A 20,738-nucleotide genomic window follows, 5' to 3' on the forward strand; every position below is an offset into this window, starting at 1 on the left:
ATGCGACAGTTGGTGGACAGTGCGCGTTGTAGCGGTTGTGCCGATTTCGGTCGTTCCTCGGCAGTTGATCCGCTTGAACCCTCCAGTGGTCTAGTTGAATTGCTTGCAGATTGCACTCGGTGGCGGTCACTGCTGGTTTTCGTCTTCGGCCGCTGCTTCGAAGGTGGCTTCGATGGTGCGGTAGTTCTGCGTCAAGCGATCCAACTGTTCGCGGAGACGTTCCAGGTCGCGCCCGTTCTCGATCGACTCGTTCAGAATTGGCCGCAGCCATTCCTGCATCAGGTGGAACTGGCCTTTGACCAAATCCGCCAGGACGCGGGGCACTTTGTGCTGCACAAACACCCGCTGGTCCGGCGGCGCGGCGGTCGCCTGGTGTTCGCTGATGCGTTGCAGTTGTTCGCTGGTACTTTTGAGAGTCCCCGCTAGCTGTTCGGCCGACGCGGTCAATGAGTGTCGCAGCAAATCGACACGTTCGTCCATCCGTTGTTCGGCACCCTCCTTGCCGACGGCAATGGCTTTGGAAATGACCTGCCGGATGGACTCCAGTCCGTCGCGCATGGACGTCAGCTGTCGCATCAACTGGCCGATCTGGTCTTCGCTGTCCAGCCCCGCCATTCGCACACTTTCGACGTAAGCGTACTTGATGCTTTCCCAGCGCTCTTTCTCCTCGGGGGTGAGCGTCCCCATCAGTTCTTTGAACTTCAGGACGTTGGCTTCGTTGTCGGTCGTCAGCGTTTGCGCGTCTTGCTCGTAGCTGGAGATGATCAGCGTTTGCAATTCGCGAGCGTTCATCACGCTGGCGACTTTCTCGGCGATCCGGTTCATGTTGCGGTAGCTGCCCTGCAATTTGAACGGCGGTTCGGTTCGGTAGCTGTCCGCTTGGGCGGCGCTGCGAATGTAGGCCCGGTTGACTTTCAGCACGGCATCGCGGACGACCAGCAGTTTCCGGATCACCTCGTACATTTCTCGAACCTGATCGAGCGACAGGTTGCTCTGCAGTTCGATGCCTTCCATCGTGTCCCGCTCGGCCGCGGCGATGATCGCGCGGGCGTCTTCCGGTGCTGCCGTCGACAGCGGTGCCAGCGTGGCATTGCTGGTCAAGCAGTTCTCCAGATAGCTCATTTCAAAGGCGTCGGCCGAATCACCGATGATCTCGCCCAAGTTGTAAACGTCGGCCCGGTTGGAAAGCATGTCCGGGATCTGGAACCGTTCTCCGCTTTCGGTGTAGGGGTTGCCGGCCATCACCACCGCAACGCGCCGGCCGCGGAGGTCATAGGTGCGGGTGCGGCCGTTGCGGACGCCTTCGATTTTTCGCGTGGCGTCGCACAGCGAGATGAACTTCTGCAGGAATTCGGGATGCGTGTGCTGTATATCGTCCAGGTACAGCATCACGTTGTCGCCCATTTCCAAGGCCAGGTTCAACCGCTCGACCTCCTCCTTGGCCGCCGCATTGGGGGCTTCGGCGGGGTCCAGCGAAGTGACTTGGTGACCGATGGCGGGACCGTTGATCTTCATGAACACCAGCCCCAGCCGATTGGCGATGTATTCCATCAACGTCGTCTTGCCGTAACCTGGCGGTGAAATCAACAGCAACAAGCCCATCCGGTCGGTGCGTTTGTCTTCGCCCGCCGATCCCATTTGCTTCGCCAGGTTGTCTCCGATCATCGGCAAGTACACTTCGTCCAACAGCCGGTTACGGACGAAGCTGGTCAGCACGCGAGGTTTGAACTCGCTCAATCGCATTTCGTCGCGAGCTTCGGCGACCAGGCGAGACTTGGTTTCATGCAACTGGCGGAATCGGGGCACGACGTCGGCCTGGTATTGGCGCAGCCGACGCAGGAATTCGTGGTAGTGCAACGACATCGCGCCGGACCGGATTCGGTCATGGCTGCCCGCCAGGGAGGTCACGTCTCGGGTGATCGATGCGTCGGATCCCTGCATCGACGACGTGTCCCCATTGAGGATGATCCAGGCCAATTCGTCCAAATAATTTTGCGCCGGATCAGCGTCTTCGTCGGTTGTCCGCGATTTCAGAAAAGCGGCGGCCCAATTGCGTGCCAGAACAAACGAGGCGATGGGGTCGGTTTCGTTGGTCTTGAGTGCCGCGGCGAGCCACTTTTGGCGATCGCTTTCGGGGACCGCGTCCGTGAAGCTTTGAAACAATTCGGTCGCGCGTGCACTGACCACGCTTTTGCGACCGGGCTGCACCAGTTGGTCAAACAGGTAGTCGGCGATTGCCTGGTCGGTGACGCTGCGATCAAACAGTGGCGACCAGATCGCTGCGTCTTCGGCGGCGAGGTCTTTCAGCCGCTGTCGGAATTCAACGGCGGGCTCCGCCTTGGGATAGGCTTTCGCCAATTTGGCGAACCCACCGATCCAGTCGGTCATGGCTTTGCGGGTTTTGGGCGTCAAAAGCCGGTGAAACCACAGCAACGCCGCCGCACGAACGCTGGGGGAGTAAGAGAGCAATCCGATTTCGGAATCGATTCCGACCAGCGCGCTCAGGATTGTGGCCGCGTCATGATCATGCACGCCCTTGGCGTAGCCTTCATCGAACCGGCCCCCGATGCGGGATTGGATCCAGGCCGCATCGATGTTCTGGGGCGCGGGCAGGTCCTCCCCGTCGGTCGCCGAAGTGAACAGCTTGAACGCCAGGTACTCACCGCGATACACGTTCCGATTCTCGCTGACCAGTTCCTGATTCCACAGGTCGCGGGCCGCTTCCAGGGCATCGTCTTTCAGCGGTTGGAAGAACTGGGTTCCCGTCAGGTGCAGGCACATTTGGTCGTCACGGAGCACCGTGGTCAAATCCAACGGTTGCGTGTTGACGGCGAATCGGCGTTGACCCAGCCGAATCGTGTCGCCGCCGTCTTCGTACAGGTCCTGGCGATCTTTCAACTGGCGAACCGCATCTTCACGGATCGTCTTCATCCGACTTTGCAAGTCCTGGACGCGGACGGCATCGTCCAATTCCTGAAGCTGATCGATCAGGTCGCGCACCTTTTCGACCATCAGATCGCCGGCGAAGTACGCGGCAATCTCGTCGGCCGATTCCATCGATCGGACGCGGTTGTCGACGCCCTTGAGGATTCGGTCGGCGGCGGAAGCGAGTGATTCGGCGCGGCGATTGCGTTTCTCGATCAACTGGACTTTTCGAGATTCGAAGGCCGCGTAAACCTCTTCGCGACGAGCGGCAAGCTGTTCGACAAAGTCGTCGAACTCGGCGAACCGACCCTCCAGTTCCTCCAGCTGGACCATCACCTTGGTCAGGTATTCATCGCACTTGTCCGGGCTGTCACTGACGTCCAGGTAGCCGCTGGTTGTTTGTTCCAGCAGTTTGAGCTGTGACGCAAATTCGGCGCGTCCTTCCACGCCAATCAATTCGGAAGTCTTTGCTTTGAGCGCACTGCGGACGCGGTTGACCGAGGCGAAGACCTGGCTGATCGAATCGATCATCTGGGTTCGCTTGGTGGCGTCGTCAATCCGCAGGTTGCTGACGGTTTCGGTCAGCAGTTCCAGCTGCTTGGCGGCTGCATCGATTTCTTCGTCCAGTTGCTTCGATTCGGCGACCGTTTGGACCTGCTGGACCTGCTCGCCGGCCTGCTCGACTCGCTGCACGTACGGGTCCAGGGCCCCGGGGGTCAGCAGAAAGTCGACGCAACGTCGGCTCAGGCGTTCGCCGCGTTCGGCGGTCGTCGATTCCAGGTTCTCCACCATGGCTTCGTCGACGTAACGCAATTCCTTCAAGCCCAACGCGTGTCCGCGCTGGGTTCGCAACTCGGCCAGGGCTTCGACGAAATCGTCGATCGATTCAAACCGGCTGCGCTCAATCTTTTTGACCAGCGCGTCGATCGATGACTTGACCTCTTCGCTCCGGGCCTGCGTCTCGCGACGGACCCGGACGACCTTATCGAATTCTTCGACGGCTGCGTTGGCGGCTTCGCGGATCTTCTGCAACGGCTCGGACAGCTTTGCGGTCTGTTCGTTGTCGATCCAAAAGTAGCTGTCCAGGATGTCGGAAGCTTTCTTCCCCAGGTCGACGTACAGCCCGTCGTAGCTGTCATCTTTGTCGATCAATTGCAGCAGTTCGCTGCACTCGGCCATGCCCTGCACAATTTCCTTGTTGCCGATCTTGAACAGGATCGAATCGGTCTGGTTCTCCGGCACGTAATCCGGACCCGTGAACGGCGTTTGCCAGATCTGGACGGCGTGGTGTTTCTGCGGCTGCTCCTGGGTGCGGAAGCAAACCATCTCGCCGCGTTCAAAGAACGTCTGACCGTGACAGACCAACGGCGTGTCGACGGCCTGCTTGATCAAGTTGTAACGAAGCTGGACGTAGGTGCCCGTTTCCTGAGAATAAAACAGGTACAGGTAGTCTTCGCCGTTGGGCGCGGCGATCGTGCGTTGGTAACGCATGTCGCTCAGCCCGGTGTCGAACCGTTTGAACTCGCCGGTCTGCAAGTAGTACCCGCCGGGAAAGATCAACCCTTGATCGCCGGGAAGCATCACGCAAGCATCGGCGATCTCGTCCAACCGCATGGCTTGCTGGATCTTGCGGTTGTAAATCAAGTGACGCGTCTCGTTCTCCTGATAGGGCTTGACCTTCAGCAGAATCAAGTTTCCCAGGACGACGTAGTGGATTTCGGCGTCATCAAGTTTTTGGTCGGGGTTGTCCACCGGTTCGGCATAGATGCCTTCCCCGCTGCCGGTGTTGTTTTCGATCTTGATCGTCAGGTCGCCGCCGACGGCTTCCACGAACACCTGATCATCGATGGAGATGTGCGGGTGGTCGCCGTAACGGTGCTGGTCGCGCGTGGTGCGAACCCAGCGGAATTCGTGTTGCGGCGGATCTCGCACTTCGTGTTCGCTGCGATTGTCGATGTATTCCATCGCATCGCCGCCGACGCGCCACTTGAACGACTTGATGTCACGCGGCGTCTTTCCGACCTGAAACACCATGTGAATCATCGGACCGGTGCGGAAGAATCTCAAGAACGTCGTGTTCTTGTAAAACCGGTACAGGTCGGTGAAGTCGTTGTGAAAGCGTTCGTCGCTTAACAGGTCCAGCGTCGCGTTGTGGAACTGGTGGTCGGCGAAGCGGTAGACGGAGAACACGTCCCCGAGTCCGATGTCGGTTTTTAATCCGAATTGGACGTTGTATCCGAACAGAAACTTGTCTCCGACCGAGACCAGGTCGCGAGGCACGCAATTGTGTTCCGTGGTGACCCGTTCGGTGGAAACGAGTTTCGTTTCGATGTTCCCGAAGACATCGGCCCGGAATTCGTTCAGCTTTTTCAACCGCGCGCGGAGGTCGGTCGATGCGTCGCGAAGTCGATTCCGCAGAACCTCATAGGTTCCGGCGGCGAGTTGGGAGTCGGTCATCGCGTGGCTCCCGGAGGAAGGATCGAAGGGGGCATGGAATGCTGGGGGCTGCGGAGCGCGACGGAGAGGGCCAGCGTTGCGTGGTCAGGAACACCCGCCGCCGAAATTTCCACTTTCCGGCGACGGTACGGTCGGCGTGAGGCAATCGCCGGCCCGCCGTGGCCGACCGGCGACGCTGGTTCGCCCACGGATTCGCGGTGCGACGGTCGGATTCGGAACGGCGCCCAAAGATTGACCTTCGGGACGCCGGTCACGGTTGCCATGATCGACCTAAGCCTTTTTTCCGTTGCTGGCCGCACCCGCCTCCAGCAGGCGGCTGGTTTTTTGGTCGGCAATGTTCGCGGTGCCGGCCATGCCAAGCAACGTCGTCAATTGCGACCGCACGTCTTCGGTTTCGGCCAGGCCCATCATTTTGGCGATCAAGGCCGCAATCGACAGGTCTTTCACGCCGTCGGTATCCAGGTTGAACTGGGAGATCATCTTCTGCAATTGCTCGCGGAAATATTCGGCGTTCCCGTCGAAGAACGTGTCCTTGATGTCCGTCGCGACACGGCTGTTGTAGACGAACCGGTCGATGGCCTTGCCGCCTTTGACGGCGGAGGTGATCTGGTCGAAGAATTCTCCGTCGCCACCGACAATGTCGATGCGAGCAGCCCTCAACGCCTCGCCGACAACGCCGGCCTGGCTTTCGGCGATGCCGCGTTGGGCGTCGATCGCGGCGATCTCGACGTCCTTTTCTTTCGCCAGCTTCAGCTTGAACTCTTCGTGTTCCTTGCCGACGCTGTCGTACAGCTTCATGGCTTCGGCCTTCTCGGTGATGCCGACCGCCTCGCTGCGGTACTTCTCCAGGTCCACGCTGGCTTCGGCCATGCCCTGCTTCTCGATCGCGGCCGCTTTGGCCTCGATGCCCTTGGCTTCGGCGATGGCCTTCTTTTCCATCACGCTCGCTTGGGCCAGGCCTTCTTTTTCCAGGCTGACGGCCTTGGCTTCCTGGACCTGGGCTTCGGCCATGCCGCTAGCGGCCGACTGAGCCGCATCGGCTTCGGCAAGCATTTTCGCGGCGGCCGTTTCTTTCTCGGCGGCATCGCGTTTGGCTTCCGCTTCGATGCGGATTTTCTCAGCCAGCAACTCACTCGCTTCCTTTTCGGCCTGGGCCAGTTTGGTCTGGCGGATCAGTTCCTCTTCGGCTTTCATCTCCGCGGCGGTGACTTGAACCTTCTTCAATCGTTCCGCCCTGGCGATTTCTTCGGTGTCCTTGATGCGTTCCTGCTCTTCGACAACCGCGCGTTCGACGGCGACACGTTCGCGGATCACCTCCTGGATGTTCCGCTTTTCGGTTTCGATCGCCTTTTCCTTCTCGACTTCGGCGACGCCGACCACCCGCAGGCGTTCGGTCGCTTCCAGGTCGCGGTCCCGGTTGACGCGTTCCAGTTCGACGGCGTCGGTCTTTTCCTTGTTGCGTCGCGCGACCAGGATCTGGCGGTCCTTGTTTTCGGTTGCGACGCCGATCTCTTCCTCGGTGATGATTCTGGCTCGCTCAGATTCCAGCCGCTGTTCTTCGCCCACTTTCTTCGCCGCGGCCTGCTCTCGGGCGGAGATTTCCGCGATTTCCCGTTTCTGTTTCTCGACCGCTTCGACGCGTTGCCGTTCGAGCGCCAGGATCGTCTCCTCGGCTTCGACGTCCTGCTTCTTCAGCGTCTTTTCCTTGTCGCGGGTGAATTGGTTTTCCTTGACCTTTTCTGCGGACGTCAATTCGGTGATCTTTTTGATCCCCTCGGCGTCCAGAATGTTTTGGGGAGAGAGCATCTCCAGCGGCGTTTGTTCCAGGTAGTCGATGGCGGCATCGTCCAACCGGTAGCCGTTCAGATCGGAACCGATCACCTTCAGGATTTCGTCCTTGAACTTGTCACGTTCCTCGTACAGTTCGACGAAATCGAATTGTTTGCCGACCGTTTTCAACGCCTCGGAGAACTTCGCGTCAAACAGCTCACGCAACGTGTCGATTTCCGAGCAGCGGCGGGCGCCGATCGATGCGGCGACGACCTTCATCTCTTCGATGCTGCTGTCGACGCGGATGAAGAATGCGACCTTGATGTCCGCCCGGATATTGTCTCGACAGATCAGCCCTTCGCTTCCCTGACGGCTGATTTCAAAGCTCTTCAGCGACAGATCCATCAACTCGTAGCGGTTGATGACCGGCACGACCAACATGCCTCCGCCGGTGACCACCTTCATCGGTCCGGCACCCGTTTTGACGATGGCCGTATCCGGCCCCACGACCATGTAGCACTTCTTGAACATGGCCGCGATACCCAGGATCACCACGGCGGCGATGGCCAGGCCGATCAACACGTCAGTCCACCCTTCAGCCAACAGCAGGGGGAGGACGTTCGACAAAGTAATCACGATTTGTTCTCCGGTTGAATTTCGATGACGGTGTAGATCCGTTTCGACGAGTCGTAGTCAATGATCCGCACTTCCGTCCCTTTCGGTATTTCCGATTCCTTGGTGCGGACGTTCAGCAATAGCGGAGCGGCATTCGTCCGAAACTTAGCTTGCCCAAACGAGGGGCTTGCCGCGATCGACGAAATTTCGCAAGTCGCCCCCAGCAGTCGTTCGGTGTCGTATCCCGGAGGCGGGGTGAACTTGCCCACGGCCGGCTGCGTGACGAACTTCGTCACGATCGTTGCCAACACGAAGTTCCGTGCCGCCAGCAGAATCGACACCAGCCACGTCGGTGCGTAGCGAGAGGCATCCAGGTAGTGCCACAGACCGTAGGAAATGGCCCAGAAGATGACGGTGAAGGCGCCCACCCAGATCACCAGCGGGACGCGTCCGAAGTTCGTCCAGCGGACCGTCGTCGCCGCGATCCCGGAAATAAAATCCAGGGTGCCGGCTTCGCCCACGTCAAAGTCGCCACCGCCGGTTTCCAATTGCACACCGTCCAGATCCGGACCACCCAGGTCGGGCGCATCCAAGTCGGGAACGCCCAGGTCGGACGGAATCCCGGCATCCATGTCGGGGACGTCCAAGTCCAGATCGATCAGCCCCAGGACGGCGATCAACGTGTAGAAGACCATCAAGCAAACCAACAGCGAAGCCGGCCACACCGGGCCGACAAACATCCGTCCGACGAATTCCGTAAGGGCTTGTTCCACTGCACTTTGCCTGCGCGAGAGTCATGCGAGCCCCCAAGCGGCTCGTTAGCGTAGGGCATTGTTGCGCATCGGATCGGGCGCGTGGTGGGACGGATTCGCGTTTTTTTCCAGTTCCCGCGAAGACACCGCCCGTGCCGGCCGCCCGAGTTGGCCCGCGGCCGGCGACCGGCCGACTCAGATCACCAGGCCCGATCGGGCGCGGACCGAATCCAGATCCAGCAGTCCCACCAGCCGACCGGCCGCGTCAGCGACTGGCAACTGGCGGCGTCCGGCCAACGACTGTGTCAGCACCACTTCCAGAGGATCCTCCGGCGACAGAATCGGGACATCGTGGTCGGCAAGCTGGCCGACCGTGAGCGACGCCGGGGCGCCGCTGCGGACCGCCACTGCCACATCTTCCATTCGGATCATTCCGGTCACCACCTCGCCCGGAGCCACCACGGGGATGGCCGGGGCCGGACAGGATCGCAAGTGCTCGACCAGTTCGCCCAGCATCACGTCGATCGAAATCCGTGGCGGATGGTGGATCATCGCGTCGCTGACCGACAGATCACGCAGCGGCTCGATCACGTCCACCTGCTTCGCCTCGGCCAACCCGGCATAGCAGATGAACGCGGCGACCAGTCCGGCGGTGGGATGTCCGAAATACAGTGCCAGGGCGGCCATCACCAAAGCACACGCGATTCCGATCGTTGATGCGACACGGGTCGCCAACCGGTATTCGACCACCATCGCCAGCAGACTTCGTAACACGCGTCCGCCGTCCATCGGAAACGCCGGAATCATGTTGAATAGCACCAAGGCCAAATTCACCAACGCAATCGAGACGGTGAATCCCAGCAGTGAGGGTGCATTGAGTGCATCCTCCAGGCGTTGTGCGGCCTGGTCGTTTTCCAACACGTCGGCAAAGCCCGGCAATCCGAAACCCGCCGTGGCGATCAGCAGCGTCGCGATCAACAGGATGATCACGACGTTGACCGCCGGTCCGGCCACGGCGACCAGCAGTTCCTGCCACGGGACCCGCGGGATCTTCATCAGTCGGGCGACGCCGCCGATGGGGAACAGCGTGATGTCCAGCGTCTCAATGCCAAAACGACGCGCCGTCAACGCATGACCGTATTCATGCAGGGTCACGCACAGAAACATCGCCAGCAGCAGCAGGACGCTGTAGAACATTCCGGTCACGCCGTCCTGGTATCCCGCGTAGGCGACATAGGCCACCAGCAGGGAAAACGTCCAATGGACGTAAACGCTGATGCGAAAGTAAGTTCCCAGGTTCAGTCGTCGTTGCCACACGTGCTTGATTTCTCGCTAGGATTTCCGTCCACTCTGATTGGATAGCGACCCGATTTTTAACACCGTCAGGCCCCATGTTACGACACAAATTGATTCATCCCCAGATCTCATCGATCCTGGCCGCGTCCGGACACCACAGCACCATTCTGATTGCCGACGGGAATTATCCCGCCTCAAGCAAGCGTGGGCCCCGGGCGGAATTGGTCAGTTTGAACCTGATGCCCGGTGTGCCGACGTGCGATCAGGTGCTGCAAGCCGTGCTGTCGGCGATACCGGTCGAGACCATTCAAACGATGAAAACGGAAACCGAAGGCCCCTACGCGCTCGACGGTGATCCCCCGGTCTGGGAAGATTACCGCAAGACGATTCAGGCGGAGGGACTGAATCTGGAATTGCAACCGATTGAAAAGTGGGACTTTTACGAAGCGGTCAGCACTAACGACCATGTGCTGACGATTCAGACGGCTGATCAACAGCGGTACGCCAACATTTTACTGTCCGTTGGTGTGCGGATGTGAACACCGCTGTGGTGCTCTGATGCGATCTCGGCGGTCGGCAACATCGCTGCGGCGTCATGCAACCCTCCCATTCTGGCGAGCGGACGACCGGTTGCCTCGCCCATCAACGCCACAGCCATTGGCCAAACTGTTCGACGATCTGTTGGCGGTCGCCCATGGATCGGTACAACGCGAAGGTGGCCAGCAAGATCGAGGCGGCCAGCATCATCGCCCCACGCCGAGGCGTGGGCGGAGTCGTCGTCTGGGACTGGACACGCAGATGCCCCAGCAATTTGTCCCAGAACTCGCTGGATGAAATTGGGGCAAACGATTCGACCGTCGCCGAATCCAAGCCGGGTTGTCCGCCGATCCGCAAGCGGACCTTCAGCGTGGGCAACGTGACCTCCAGCCGCTCTCGGTCGCAAGTGCTCTGGCCGTCCAACTCCTGGGCGGCCGCCAGCAGCGGGTCGATCATCTGACTGGGCGTGCGACCATAAATGACCAGCCTTGGCCGCGACACGAGCGCAACCAGACAAACGATCAATCCATAAAACACGGCGAGCGCCAGCCACACCCAGGCCCCGAACAGCCCGGCCGCTGCCTTGGGAAAAAACAATTCGCCTGGACCGACCGCCACCAGTCCCGCGATCGCCAGTCCCAGCGTGGCGATGTCCCGCCCCCCGGTGGTGATCAACGAACGTCCCGAAAGCCGGATCAAGCCCAACAGCATCAGGTAACCAATCAGGGGAAGCAGTCCGATCAGCAGGTAGATCGATTCGATGTGCATGCTTTTGTCGTCAACGGGTTTCCCGGCCGTTCATCGGGCCTGGCATCAAACCTACCAATGATCTTGCCAGCAGAGTAGTCGCCACCCGGCCCCGATTCTCATGGAAACCGCTTTCCCCTGGACAACCCTAGAGGAGATATCGGGACGCTGCTTCAGGAATACTGCTGACGGCTCCGGTTTCGGACGATCACGGCGCGGCCGGAATGATCCCTACGACCGTCACAGTCGGCACATCGAGGCCAAGTTGTCGGAAAGGATTAAGCCCGATTTCCGCCCCGCCCCGCGTTTGTGTCGCAGGCTTCTCACGTGCCGACCGCAGACTCCCCAACGGCGTGACCGAGCGTGGCGTGTTCGCGATGGCTTGTCGTTCGCCGATTTCCGCTCCCGATTCAAAACGTTTCTCCCAGCACGATGACTCCGATGCACGGACTGACCGCCGATCCTTCCGCCGAACCGGGGCAGGATCTTCCCGGCGACGCGAAGCAAGCTTGCGGGGCAGAAGCTTGTGACGGCGTCCGACAACGGGTGGAGCGGTCACTGGAAACGCTCGAGTCGGCCTGCCGGGAACTGGACCGCGAAACCATGACCGCGTTTCGGCTGACGGTGATCGTGCCCGTTTTCAACGAGCGCCGGACGCTGCCGCAGGTCCTCGATCGCATCGACCAGGTGATGCCGTCGGGAACCGAAACGATCGTCGTCGACGATGCCAGCACCGACGGCACGGCTCAGTGGCTGGACCAACTGCCCTCGCGTCCCGATCGCGTGATCATTCGTCGCGGACGCAACCATGGGAAGGGTTCCGCGGTCCGGTTGGGGATTCGGCACAGTCGAGGCGAGATTGTCGCGATCCAGGACGCCGACATGGAGTATGACCCGGAGGATCTGCTGGACGTGATCACTCCGATCCAGAGGAACCAGGCCAACGTCGTCTACGGTTCACGCTACCTGGCGGAAAGCGATGACACATCGCGTTTGCATCGATTTGGAAACTGGCTGCTGACCGCGACCAGCAATTGCATGACCGGCCAACGATTGACCGACATGGAAACCTGCCACAAAGCGTTCGCGGGGGACTTGATCCGCTCCATTCCGCTGCGAGAGTGCCGGTTCGGATTCGAGCCGGAGATCACTGGCAAGCTTGCCTCTCGGCAGGAAGCGATCATCGAAGTCCCGACGGGTTATCGATCTCGCGATTACTCCGAGGGCAAGAAAATCACCTGGCAAGACGGGCTGGCCGCGTTTGTCTGCATGTGGCGTTATCGAACCGGCGGATGGCCGCGGCGAGCTGCGGCAGGTGCCGTGCGGGTTGTGTTCAGAAGTTGCCGTTGGGGACGGGACCGGATTCGTGGACGATCCGTGGATGCCGAACAAGGCACCGACGAGCCGACGTCTCAGTGATCAGGTTCCGGGCAACTGACGCTTGAATCTCGGATTTTCCGCCGGCGGCAGGTCGACGTGGTACTCCTCCTGATGGCGTCGTCTTTCCACCGGAGTGGCGTAGTATTTCAACCACGTGTCGGTGTCTTCGACGCACATCCACTCGATCGCCTTGCCCGGCACATCGACTTTTTTCTCGCAACACGGCAAGATGTCACGGTAAATGATGGTGTACAGTTCGCGATCGGACAGGTGATCGGTGCAGCGGAGAAGGATGTTCTTGCTGTGCAGCCGCTGGATGGTCTTCTTCAATCGGTGCGACAGTTGGGCATCTCCCAGGGCGTCCGGCGGCAGCAATTGCAGCGGCGGGGAGAACCAGTCGGAGATCGGTAACGCCGGGGCGCGTTCCCAGGCGAGCATCGACGCCAGGTACTCGTTCTCGGCCTGCAGCGACATTCGGTTGACGGACGATTCGATGGACTCGTCACGATAGGGTTCCAGCTCGTCCCGAAGCCTGGCATTGGCCATCATCAGCTCGACTTCGTCGATCGCTTGGCGGCGGGTTTCTCGCATATCCATCTGGACCAGTAGCGGGGGGATGATTCGTACGTGATTTGGGCGGCGGAACCTGATCCGCGGAGTCCCCGGCAGGCGGCTCCTGACGTCCGGTCGGCGTCCACGACAAATCGACGACCGTTCCGATGGTATCTGTCGAACTCCGCCGCTCAACGTGGATCTGAAGTAAATCCGGCGTTTCGAAATAATTTCGGCGGCCCCGCCTTAGCTTGATCGTTACGAACGGAATGGCTTATCAGCTTTGGCCCTCACGACCTCTCCGACCGGTCGTCGGCGGTTTCGCGTTGCGGCGACCGTTTCTCGACCCGTTCCCGATACAAAGCAGCATGGGATTGGACCATCTGGTCAAGCGAGAATTCCGTCGCGATTCGCTGGCGCGCTTGGGTCGCCAGCAGCCGAGCCTGGTCTGGGTCGTCCAACAACGCGATCGAGCGACGCGCAAATTCGGCCCGGTCGCCCAGCGGCACCAGCACTCCGGTGCGGTCCGGCTGGACCAGGTCCCGGTTGCCGGGAATATCGCTGGCGATCACGGGAACGCCCGCCTGCATCGCTTCGATCACGGCATTGCTCTGCCCCTCATACTCGCTGCCGATCCAGAACAGGTCGGCATGCGGAAGCAATTGGGCCACATCCTCCCGTGGCCCCACAAACGCCACGTGCTTGGGCGTCGTGACGGCATCGCGAAATCGCAACAGTTCGGCTTTTTGCGGTCCGTCGCCGATCACGATCAACGTGGTGTCGTCGCGCGTCGCGGCCAGCAACTCGCCGGCCCAAATCAAGTCGCGATAACGCTTTTGCGGCCACAACCGACCGACGGCCAGGATCAGTTTGCGGTTGGTGCTGACGCCCAGTTGCTCGAATGCATGTTCCCGCGTCACGGTGTTGGCGGACCACGGCGGGACCCCGTTGGGAATGATGCGGAAGCGTTCCGGGGCAATCCCGTGGCGCTGATAAAAGTCCCGGACACCGGAGCTGTTGGTGGTGATCGCATCACTGCGGTCTGCCAGGAACCGATCAATCTTGAAGTGCCACCAACGTTTCCATGGATCGACACAACGTTCGCTGCCGATGACCACGGGGACCTTCGCCATCAAAGCTGCCGCACGCCCAAAACTGTTGGCCGCGAACAACCAGGTGTGAACGATGTCAGGCCCGAAAGCCTGCAGTTCGCGTCGCAGTCGCCACAGAGCGGTCGGATCCAGCTTGAACCGTTTTCCGATCACGGTGACGTTGATTCCGGCAGCACGTAACGCCTCGCTCCGGGGACCGTCGCGGGTCAACAGGAACACGCGAACGTCGAAGGCATCGCGGGGGAGGTTCAGTGCCAGCAACGCCAACTGCTTTTCCGCACCACCCCGATCCATGGTGGGAATGACCAGAGCGACCTTGATGCTCATCCAGCCGTCCCCGCTCGCTTGGTCCGGGAGTCCGTCGTGCGGGCATCGGCTAACTGTCGAATCAGGTCACGATACTTTTGCAACGCGGCAGAGCGTGGCGAACGCCGCTGCAGGAGGCGACGCAGCTGTTCGGCCCGCTGACGGGCGGCCGGCGGGTCAGCGACGATTTGCTCCAGCGCGAATCGCAACGTCTTGGGGCGTTCGGGATCGAACCACCACACCAAATCACACGGCTCGGCGCTCTCGGCTGTTGTCCGCATGGTTTGGTGGTCGTCGGGGCGTTGTTGCGATGCCACGGCTGTCGGTCTGCGGGTCATTAAACGTGAATTGACTTGCTGCACCGTGGCGGAAAAGTACTCCCGCGCCGCCGGGGTGTTGGCCACGACGATTGGCAACGAAGTGACGATGGCAGTTGGGATTTGATGTTCGAAGCCCTCACCGCCCGCATGTACCAGCAGGTCGGCGGCGACAAACACGTCGTCCATCAGCGCGAACGACCCCGGCATCGACGTCATCTGTCGCAAACCGTCGCCCCGCATTCGAGAAAAAATCGTGTCTCGGGCCGGACCATCACCGACCAACCAGAACTGCAGGCCACGAATGTGTTGCGACAAAGCATACGCCGATTGGACCAGGTGCATCACGCCGGAATCACGACGCATCCGTTCGACCGACAGAACGACGGTCGACGTGTCCGGGACGAACAGGTCCCCGTTGATTCGAGCCATCGATCGCCGCAACCGTTGACGCAGCTTGGGACCACTCTCGATCGTGGCGCCGAACCCATTGGCAATGCGATGCGTCTTTTGCGGATCACCGCCCAGAGCCAACCAGCGGCGATGCGATGACGCCTGGTCGACGACCACGGCGTCGGCCGCGGCGGCGTTGACTCGGCAACGCTGGCCCATACGGGTCTGTTGGAAGAAATCCAGATCACTGCTCTCCCCATGTCCGGCCAGTCGCAGCACGACCGGCACGTTGCGGCCGCGGGCCGCTTCAACGGCGGCGATGGATTCTTCCCGTGTGCCGTCGCACACGATGGCATCAATCGATGCGGGGTAATCGACGATCCAGTCGCGCAACAGTCGGATGTAACGCGACGGCGTCCGGTCGCCGCGTGCCGTCCACCCCTGCTTGAACATTCGGACCGGCCGATGGATCAGGAACTCGCGGAAATAGAATCGTTCGGGCCACGCCGTGGCATGCTTCGGCGTCACCACTTCGACGTGCAGGCCGATGCTATGCAAGCCGGTGGCCAGCTCCATCAAATGTCCGGCCGAATCGATCGCACCGTGGGGCCAGAAATGGCGGCCGACCAGCAGCACACGTTCGGGACGCTTCACGGTGTTCAACGTTTCGCTTCAGATGCGGTCGCCTCAATCTCGTCCGGTTCCAGGACGGCCAGGTAAGGCAGGTTGCGGTACATGTCCATGTAGTCCAGTCCGTAGCCGACGACGAACTCATCGGGGATTTCAAACGCGACAAAGTCTGGTCGCAACGCTACCTCGTGCTGCCGATGCTTGTGCAGCAGAACCGCCGTCTTCAGTGATTTCGCTCCCCGTTTCCGGATCAATTGGGTCAGGTGATCCAACGTGCGGCCGGTGTCGAAAATATCATCGACCAGCAGGACGTCGCGATCCTTGACGTCGATCATCATATTCGAATCGACGTCCAGTTCGCCCGATTGGGTCCCGCCGCGGTAGCTGCTGGCCTGCACCACGCCCACCCGTTGTGGCATGGAGAGCCGCCGAATCAGGTCGGCAAACAACACGATGCTGCCGGTCATGACCGCGATCACTGTCAGCGGCCGGTCTTCCCCGTAGTACCGGTCGATCGACGCAGCCAGGCCTTCCACCCCGGCCTTCAATTGGTCCTCATTCAACAAAATTCGCATGCAATTCGCGTCCCCGTGGACGCATCTCCTGAACTGAAAATCAAAACGGTGGCAAGCTGGGTGATTTGGGGGCTCGGTGCCAATCGTGACACGCAGACGCAATCTGGGCATCCCGATCGCCGATGAACGATACACCGGCCGCCGCAAAATGCCCACGGGCGGCTGCAATCCCTGGCGATTCTTTGACCGATCGACTGACGCATGACGAATTCCCAACGGTTGGCAAACGTCCGAGCCCACTTGCAGCGTTGGCTGAGCGAAAATGGTGGGGCGGTAGATCCCGATTCGCCAGGTGCTGACGCTGCCGGCATTGTTTCAGAATCCATCCTGATTCGCGACGGTTTTTACGCCGGACGGACGTTTGTCGGGCAGAATCACCGTGCCACCTGGTTCATGGAACCCGACGAATTGAAGATCCATGGCTCCGACGGAGCCGTCGTGGCGGTGTTCCGTGGCGACGAGATTGTTGCGGCGGAGGATCTGTCGGAGTCGCAAGTGGTCGTCGTTGAGGACGGAACGCCACCGCCCGTGGACGCCCCGATCAGCATCCCCATGCGAGCGGCGGACGATCGCGATGGTGCCGACGATGCGGCGGACGACCAGGACCAACTGCCCAAGGCTGCTTGATCTCACCGCCGACGGCGGGGCCGGCGGCAGTTCGTTGTGTCGATCGGCAAACGTATTCGGGGGCCTTGCGGTGGCGGCCAGTTGCAGGGAACGCCTGATGGTGAACGTGTCGGCCGGCCCGGTTTGCCGGACAAACCAGTCCTGGTAAGCTATCGTCTTCAGCCCGCGACCGGCTGTTTCAAAGCGAATTTCCGGATGGGTGGCCGAGTGGTCGAAGGCTCTAGTCTTGAAAAATGCCGGGGCGTCTTAATCGACCAACGAATAGCGGCTTTTTCTATAAAGCAAACCGCTCGGGCTGATTTCAGAAAGCCCCGCTTGCCGCCCTTAGTCACTGCAAAAAAGGGTATACCCTTTCAACAAAAAAGCCGGCGACCACCAGAAGCGTCGGGGGCAATTTGACGCGAAACCGGTAGCCGCCGGCATGGCGATTAGAACCGCTGGGCTCTATCTCAGTCAATCACCGCCGTCCGGTCGCCTGACAACCAGACCAGCAAGTCGCGACACTGTTGCAGCATCGAGCCGACGGGCGTGTCACCCTTGATTGCCTTCTGGTATCGCTTCATCCCTGCCTTGCTCAACAGTTGCCGCTGATACAGCTTCAACGGCAGCGTAGCGGGCTCCGGGTCAACCCGGGGCGATTGCTTCAGCATTGCCCAACAGAGCCGCAAGAGGGACGCCAGGAGCGGTTTCAGAATCCGCCGTGCATCAACGGGGCTTGTATGGGCGAGAAGCGTTGCCGCCCGCAGGATGTCGTCCAGGGCTTGCAGGTCGGTCAGGGTGAAGGGGCAACTGTGACGAACATCATCACGGTTTGTCGGGGCACTTTCCAAATCTTTCACACGTGAAAGGTTTGCCCCTCGCCGTCGGTTGAACTTCGCCAATGGTGGTGATGCAATGCTCATACTGCCACCTCCACGTCTTCAACAACACGGTAGCAGTCCGTTTCACGCCATAGCGACCGCTCCAGCAATCCCTCGCTGACCATCGCATCCAGAAGCCGCTCCACTTCGCCGATGGCAATTCGGGTCCGGCTGGCAATCTTCTCCGCACGACTGCACTGGTGGTGGGTGAGGGCTCGGATAACCTTCAACCGCTGGACAGCTTCGTGCCCTTCGATGTTGTAGGCATGCCGGCGAATCATTCGCAGAATCCGGCACTGTGACCGAATCGTTTTCTGGCTCGGGTTGTAAACCCTGGTTCGCCCGGTTCGGGCTGGGGAAATGAGCATAGGTGAGTTCTCCACCTACGAAGACGGCGTCGTACCCGTTGCAAACTGGGGAACTACTCCCAGTCGGGACGGTTGCTCTCCAGCCGATGCCGGGTCACAGCTTCCGTTGAATCCCACGAATACGACGCCGTCTTCATTCTTCATTTATACAAGAGTGGTAGTTCTTTGCTCTCGTCGCCATCGCCACTTACAGGGCGTAGCCGAGTCGAGTCGGTTTGCAGTCCGATTCGACGAGCAGATGTAGTATCACCCGCCCGTCATTCGGGGTCAAGCTTGGTGCGGAGGATGTTGGTGGTCGTGGTGCCCTTCTCGGAAAAGGTGGAGTTTCCATCTTTTTCGGGTTCGTCTTTGGAGGGGCGTCCATGCTTCGCCGCCGGATTCTCCCTCGCCTCGGCAACCGCCTTCCTCACCCCGCCATCCGGTCCCGCCTCGGTCGCCGCTGCTGTTCCTTCCTGAATACCTCGGTCATCGCCGAGATTTCCGCCGGGGTCGGCAAATAGCTCAGCCGGTCCGCCCCATCGACCGCCTTTTTGTAGCGTTCAGGGAGCCCCACAATCTCCGCTGCTTCGTCCAGGTCCAAGCCCTGATGAACGAAGGTTTTTGTTTCCGACAGCATCTCGCCGATCACGCTGCTGGCTAGCTTCATCGGCGTACAAACTGAACTTCGAGCTGGTCCCGGTGTTCCTGCAGCGACCGCTCCACCTTGGCGAAGTGTTTCTCCTGTTTCTTCATCATCGCCTCGGTCAGCTTGGCTTGCTTATCCAGTAGGGCGGCTTGTCGCTTCTGCTGGTTCAACGTTAGGTCGGCTTGCGAACTCCGCCCCATCAATCGGGATTCACGTGCAACAACGTCCGGCTTCTCGCTGAAACCGGCTTTGGTGAACGTGCGGTCTTTCTTGAACATCCAAGGGCCAAACGGGTCGTCGCCACCATACCGGTCTGTGAATCCAACTTTGCCAAGTTTCTGGGGACCGATTCGAAGGTTGCCAGACTGCAACTCCATCTGCTTCTCTAGTTCCTCGGTCACGCGCTTTTCAGCTTCGGCTCGTTGGTTCGTTCGCTCGGTCATCCCTTCCATGATGAGCCAGGCTTGTGATTTGCCGTCGGCTCCGATGGTCGGGGCAAGGTCCCAGACAAGAGCCCAGTCGGCAAACTGTGCCCCCATCAACGCCCACCCCTTTTGGGCATCACGGAAAAGGGGAATCAGACGGTCTTCCAGCACGTCCGCCAGCCAGGAAAGAGCCGGTCCAAGGATTGCGTTGATTGTTTCGGCAATGCCCAGAAGGTCTTTTGTGAAAAGGTCGAAGATGGGCAAAGCCACTCGGAAGGAGTCAACAATCGTCTCGCCGAACTCAGCCATCATCACACTGTGTTCATCGAAGAACCGCGTCGATTCGCCGAGCTTGTCGGTAATCATCCCACCGACTTTTGACAGCGACTTTGAAACGCCATCAATCATCGAGATTGATAGCCCTTCGAGAGCCGACTTGATGCGTGTACCGACACCGGCCAGGCTGTTCTGCATGATGCCCGCCATGCGGTCTGCCGTCCCGGTTGCGCTTTGCATCTTGCTCCGCAGCTCATCAATCGCACCGCCGCCAGCATCAGCTAGGACAATCGCACTCTTGGCGGACCGTCCGAACAAATCAGCGAACAATTCCAACCGCTCCGCCCCTGGCAAGTTGGACGTTCGATTGCCGAACTCATTGAGCAAGTCCAACATCGGTCGGATGTTGCCGGTGGCGTCGGTCACGGTAACGTCCATGGCTTTGAACGCTTTGCTTACCTTGGAGCTCGCCAGTTCCTCCAAGATGTTTTTCAGGTCGGTCCCCGCCACGGTCGCCTTGATGCCCGAGTTACCGAGCAATCCAGCCGCGGCACTCATTTCCTCCAACGACTGACCCGCAGCCTTCGCAAGTGGGGCGGCATACTTGAATGTTTCCCCCATCATCTCGACGTTGGTGTTCGCACTGGTCGCAGTGACCGCCAGAACGTCCGCCACTCTCCCGATGTCCGTGGCAGCCAATCCGAACGCTGACGATACGTCGGAAGCGATGTCGGCAGCCTGCCCCAGTTCCAGGGCACCAGCAGCCGCAAGGGATAGCGTTGGACCGATGCCCTCTAGGATCTCATTGGTCGAGTAGCCAGCCTGCCCCAGGAACTTCATGCCTTCCGCCGCTTGGCTAGCCGAGAATTGGGTGGTTGACCCTAGTTCCTTCGCCTTGTCCCGCAGGCTATCCAACTGGTTCCCCGTGGCACCCGAAATAGCCGCCACTTGGGCCATCGCACCGTCGAATTGGGCGAACGTCCGAATCGACAGACCGACCCCAGCAGCAGCAGCAACAGCCGCCACACGGACACCACCGAACCCCGCAGCAACTTCAGCAAGTGCACCCTTCGCACTGCGAGCAAAGCCACCGATCTTTCCGCCGAGTCCCTTCACGTCCCGGCTTACCTTGTCCATGACGCGGGACGCTTTGTTCTTCGCCCCGATGTCAATTGTGATGTCATTTGCCACTT

16 protein-coding genes are annotated in these 20,738 nt (G+C 60.1%); 3 read left to right on the forward strand and 13 right to left on the reverse strand.

Features of this window, described 5'->3' with window-relative positions:
• Nucleotides 1-126 precede the first annotated feature (126 nt).
• The 4 genes from FYK55_RS21820 to FYK55_RS21835 all read right to left on the reverse strand — a co-directional run bounded on the left by FYK55_RS21820 (nt 127) and on the right by FYK55_RS21835 (nt 9,836).
• Nucleotides 127-5,382 (reverse strand): DNA repair ATPase, encoded by a 5,256-nt coding sequence (locus FYK55_RS21820; protein WP_150078732.1) that lies wholly within the window; start codon nt 5,380-5,382, stop codon nt 127-129.
• 270 nt (nt 5,383-5,652) lie between these two features.
• Nucleotides 5,653-7,758 (reverse strand): flotillin family protein, encoded by a 2,106-nt coding sequence (locus FYK55_RS21825; RefSeq protein ID WP_390621756.1) that lies wholly within the window; start codon nt 7,756-7,758, stop codon nt 5,653-5,655.
• Between the two features lie 26 nt (nt 7,759-7,784).
• A complete protein-coding gene (locus tag FYK55_RS21830; RefSeq protein ID WP_150078734.1) occupies nt 7,785-8,540 on the reverse strand; it encodes an OB-fold-containig protein in 756 nt (251 codons plus the stop codon).
• Nucleotides 8,541-8,714: 174 nt separating this feature from the next.
• The gene (locus FYK55_RS21835; RefSeq protein ID WP_150078735.1) at nt 8,715-9,836 is read right to left on the reverse strand and encodes a site-2 protease family protein; all 1,122 of its coding nucleotides are present in this window, start codon (nt 9,834-9,836) and stop codon (nt 8,715-8,717) included.
• 74 nt (nt 9,837-9,910) lie between these two features.
• Here FYK55_RS21835 and FYK55_RS21840 point away from each other — a divergent pair, with 74 nt between their 5' ends.
• Entirely contained in the window at nt 9,911-10,354 is a 444-nt protein-coding gene (locus tag FYK55_RS21840) for an RbsD/FucU family protein (protein WP_150078736.1), read from the forward strand.
• Nucleotides 10,355-10,457: 103 nt separating this feature from the next.
• Here the strand turns inward: FYK55_RS21840 and FYK55_RS21845 are convergent, their stop codons facing one another.
• A complete protein-coding gene (locus FYK55_RS21845) occupies nt 10,458-11,120 on the reverse strand; it encodes a hypothetical protein (protein WP_150078737.1) in 663 nt (220 codons plus the stop codon).
• A 420-nt stretch (nt 11,121-11,540) separates the two neighbouring features.
• On the opposite strand from FYK55_RS21845, the gene FYK55_RS21850 reads away from it, so the two are divergent.
• Nucleotides 11,541-12,518, forward strand: coding sequence for a glycosyltransferase family 2 protein (locus FYK55_RS21850; RefSeq protein WP_161604674.1), 978 nt, complete (start codon nt 11,541-11,543; stop codon nt 12,516-12,518).
• Here the strand turns inward: FYK55_RS21850 and FYK55_RS21855 are convergent, their stop codons facing one another.
• From FYK55_RS21855 to hpt, 4 genes are all read right to left on the reverse strand, one after another.
• Entirely contained in the window at nt 12,519-13,070 is a 552-nt protein-coding gene (locus FYK55_RS21855) for a hypothetical protein (RefSeq protein ID WP_150078781.1), read from the reverse strand.
• Nucleotides 13,071-13,321: 251 nt separating this feature from the next.
• On the reverse strand, nt 13,322-14,464 hold the full coding sequence (locus FYK55_RS21860; RefSeq protein WP_150078782.1) for a glycosyltransferase family 4 protein: 1,143 nt from the start codon (nt 14,462-14,464) through the stop codon (nt 13,322-13,324).
• A 2-nt stretch (nt 14,465-14,466) separates the two neighbouring features.
• Entirely contained in the window at nt 14,467-15,813 is a 1,347-nt protein-coding gene (locus tag FYK55_RS21865; protein ID WP_161604675.1) for a glycosyltransferase, read from the reverse strand.
• Nucleotides 15,814-15,818: 5 nt separating this feature from the next.
• Complete coding sequence (gene hpt / locus FYK55_RS21870; protein ID WP_150078740.1) at nt 15,819-16,364, reverse strand: hypoxanthine phosphoribosyltransferase; 546 nt, start codon at nt 16,362-16,364, stop codon at nt 15,819-15,821.
• A gap of 201 nt (nt 16,365-16,565) precedes the next feature.
• Here hpt and FYK55_RS21875 point away from each other — a divergent pair, with 201 nt between their 5' ends.
• On the forward strand, nt 16,566-16,991 hold the full coding sequence (locus FYK55_RS21875) for a hypothetical protein (protein ID WP_150078741.1): 426 nt from the start codon (nt 16,566-16,568) through the stop codon (nt 16,989-16,991).
• 449 nt (nt 16,992-17,440) lie between these two features.
• On the opposite strand, the gene FYK55_RS21880 is transcribed toward FYK55_RS21875, so the two are convergent.
• From FYK55_RS21880 to FYK55_RS21895, 4 genes are all read right to left on the reverse strand, one after another.
• Nucleotides 17,441-17,893 (reverse strand): hypothetical protein, encoded by a 453-nt coding sequence (locus FYK55_RS21880; RefSeq protein WP_150078742.1) that lies wholly within the window; start codon nt 17,891-17,893, stop codon nt 17,441-17,443.
• Nucleotides 17,890-18,132 carry a hypothetical protein gene (locus tag FYK55_RS21885; RefSeq protein WP_150078743.1) on the reverse strand — a complete coding sequence of 81 codons (243 nt, stop codon included), beginning with the start codon at nt 18,130-18,132 and terminating at the stop codon, nt 17,890-17,892. Before FYK55_RS21885 ends, FYK55_RS21880 begins: the two co-directional genes overlap by 4 nt.
• A 493-nt stretch (nt 18,133-18,625) precedes the next feature.
• Nucleotides 18,626-18,865, reverse strand: a complete 240-nt coding sequence (locus tag FYK55_RS21890; protein ID WP_150078744.1) for a hypothetical protein — start codon at nt 18,863-18,865, stop codon at nt 18,626-18,628.
• Nucleotides 18,862-20,736 carry a phage tail tape measure protein gene (locus FYK55_RS21895; protein WP_150078745.1) on the reverse strand — a complete coding sequence of 625 codons (1,875 nt, stop codon included), beginning with the start codon at nt 20,734-20,736 and terminating at the stop codon, nt 18,862-18,864. Before FYK55_RS21895 ends, FYK55_RS21890 begins: the two co-directional genes overlap by 4 nt.
• Nucleotides 20,737-20,738 lie beyond the last annotated feature (2 nt).

The sequence above is a fragment of the Roseiconus nitratireducens genome, from assembly GCF_008629675.1.
Lineage (GTDB): Bacteria > Planctomycetota > Planctomycetia > Pirellulales > Pirellulaceae > Stieleria > Stieleria nitratireducens.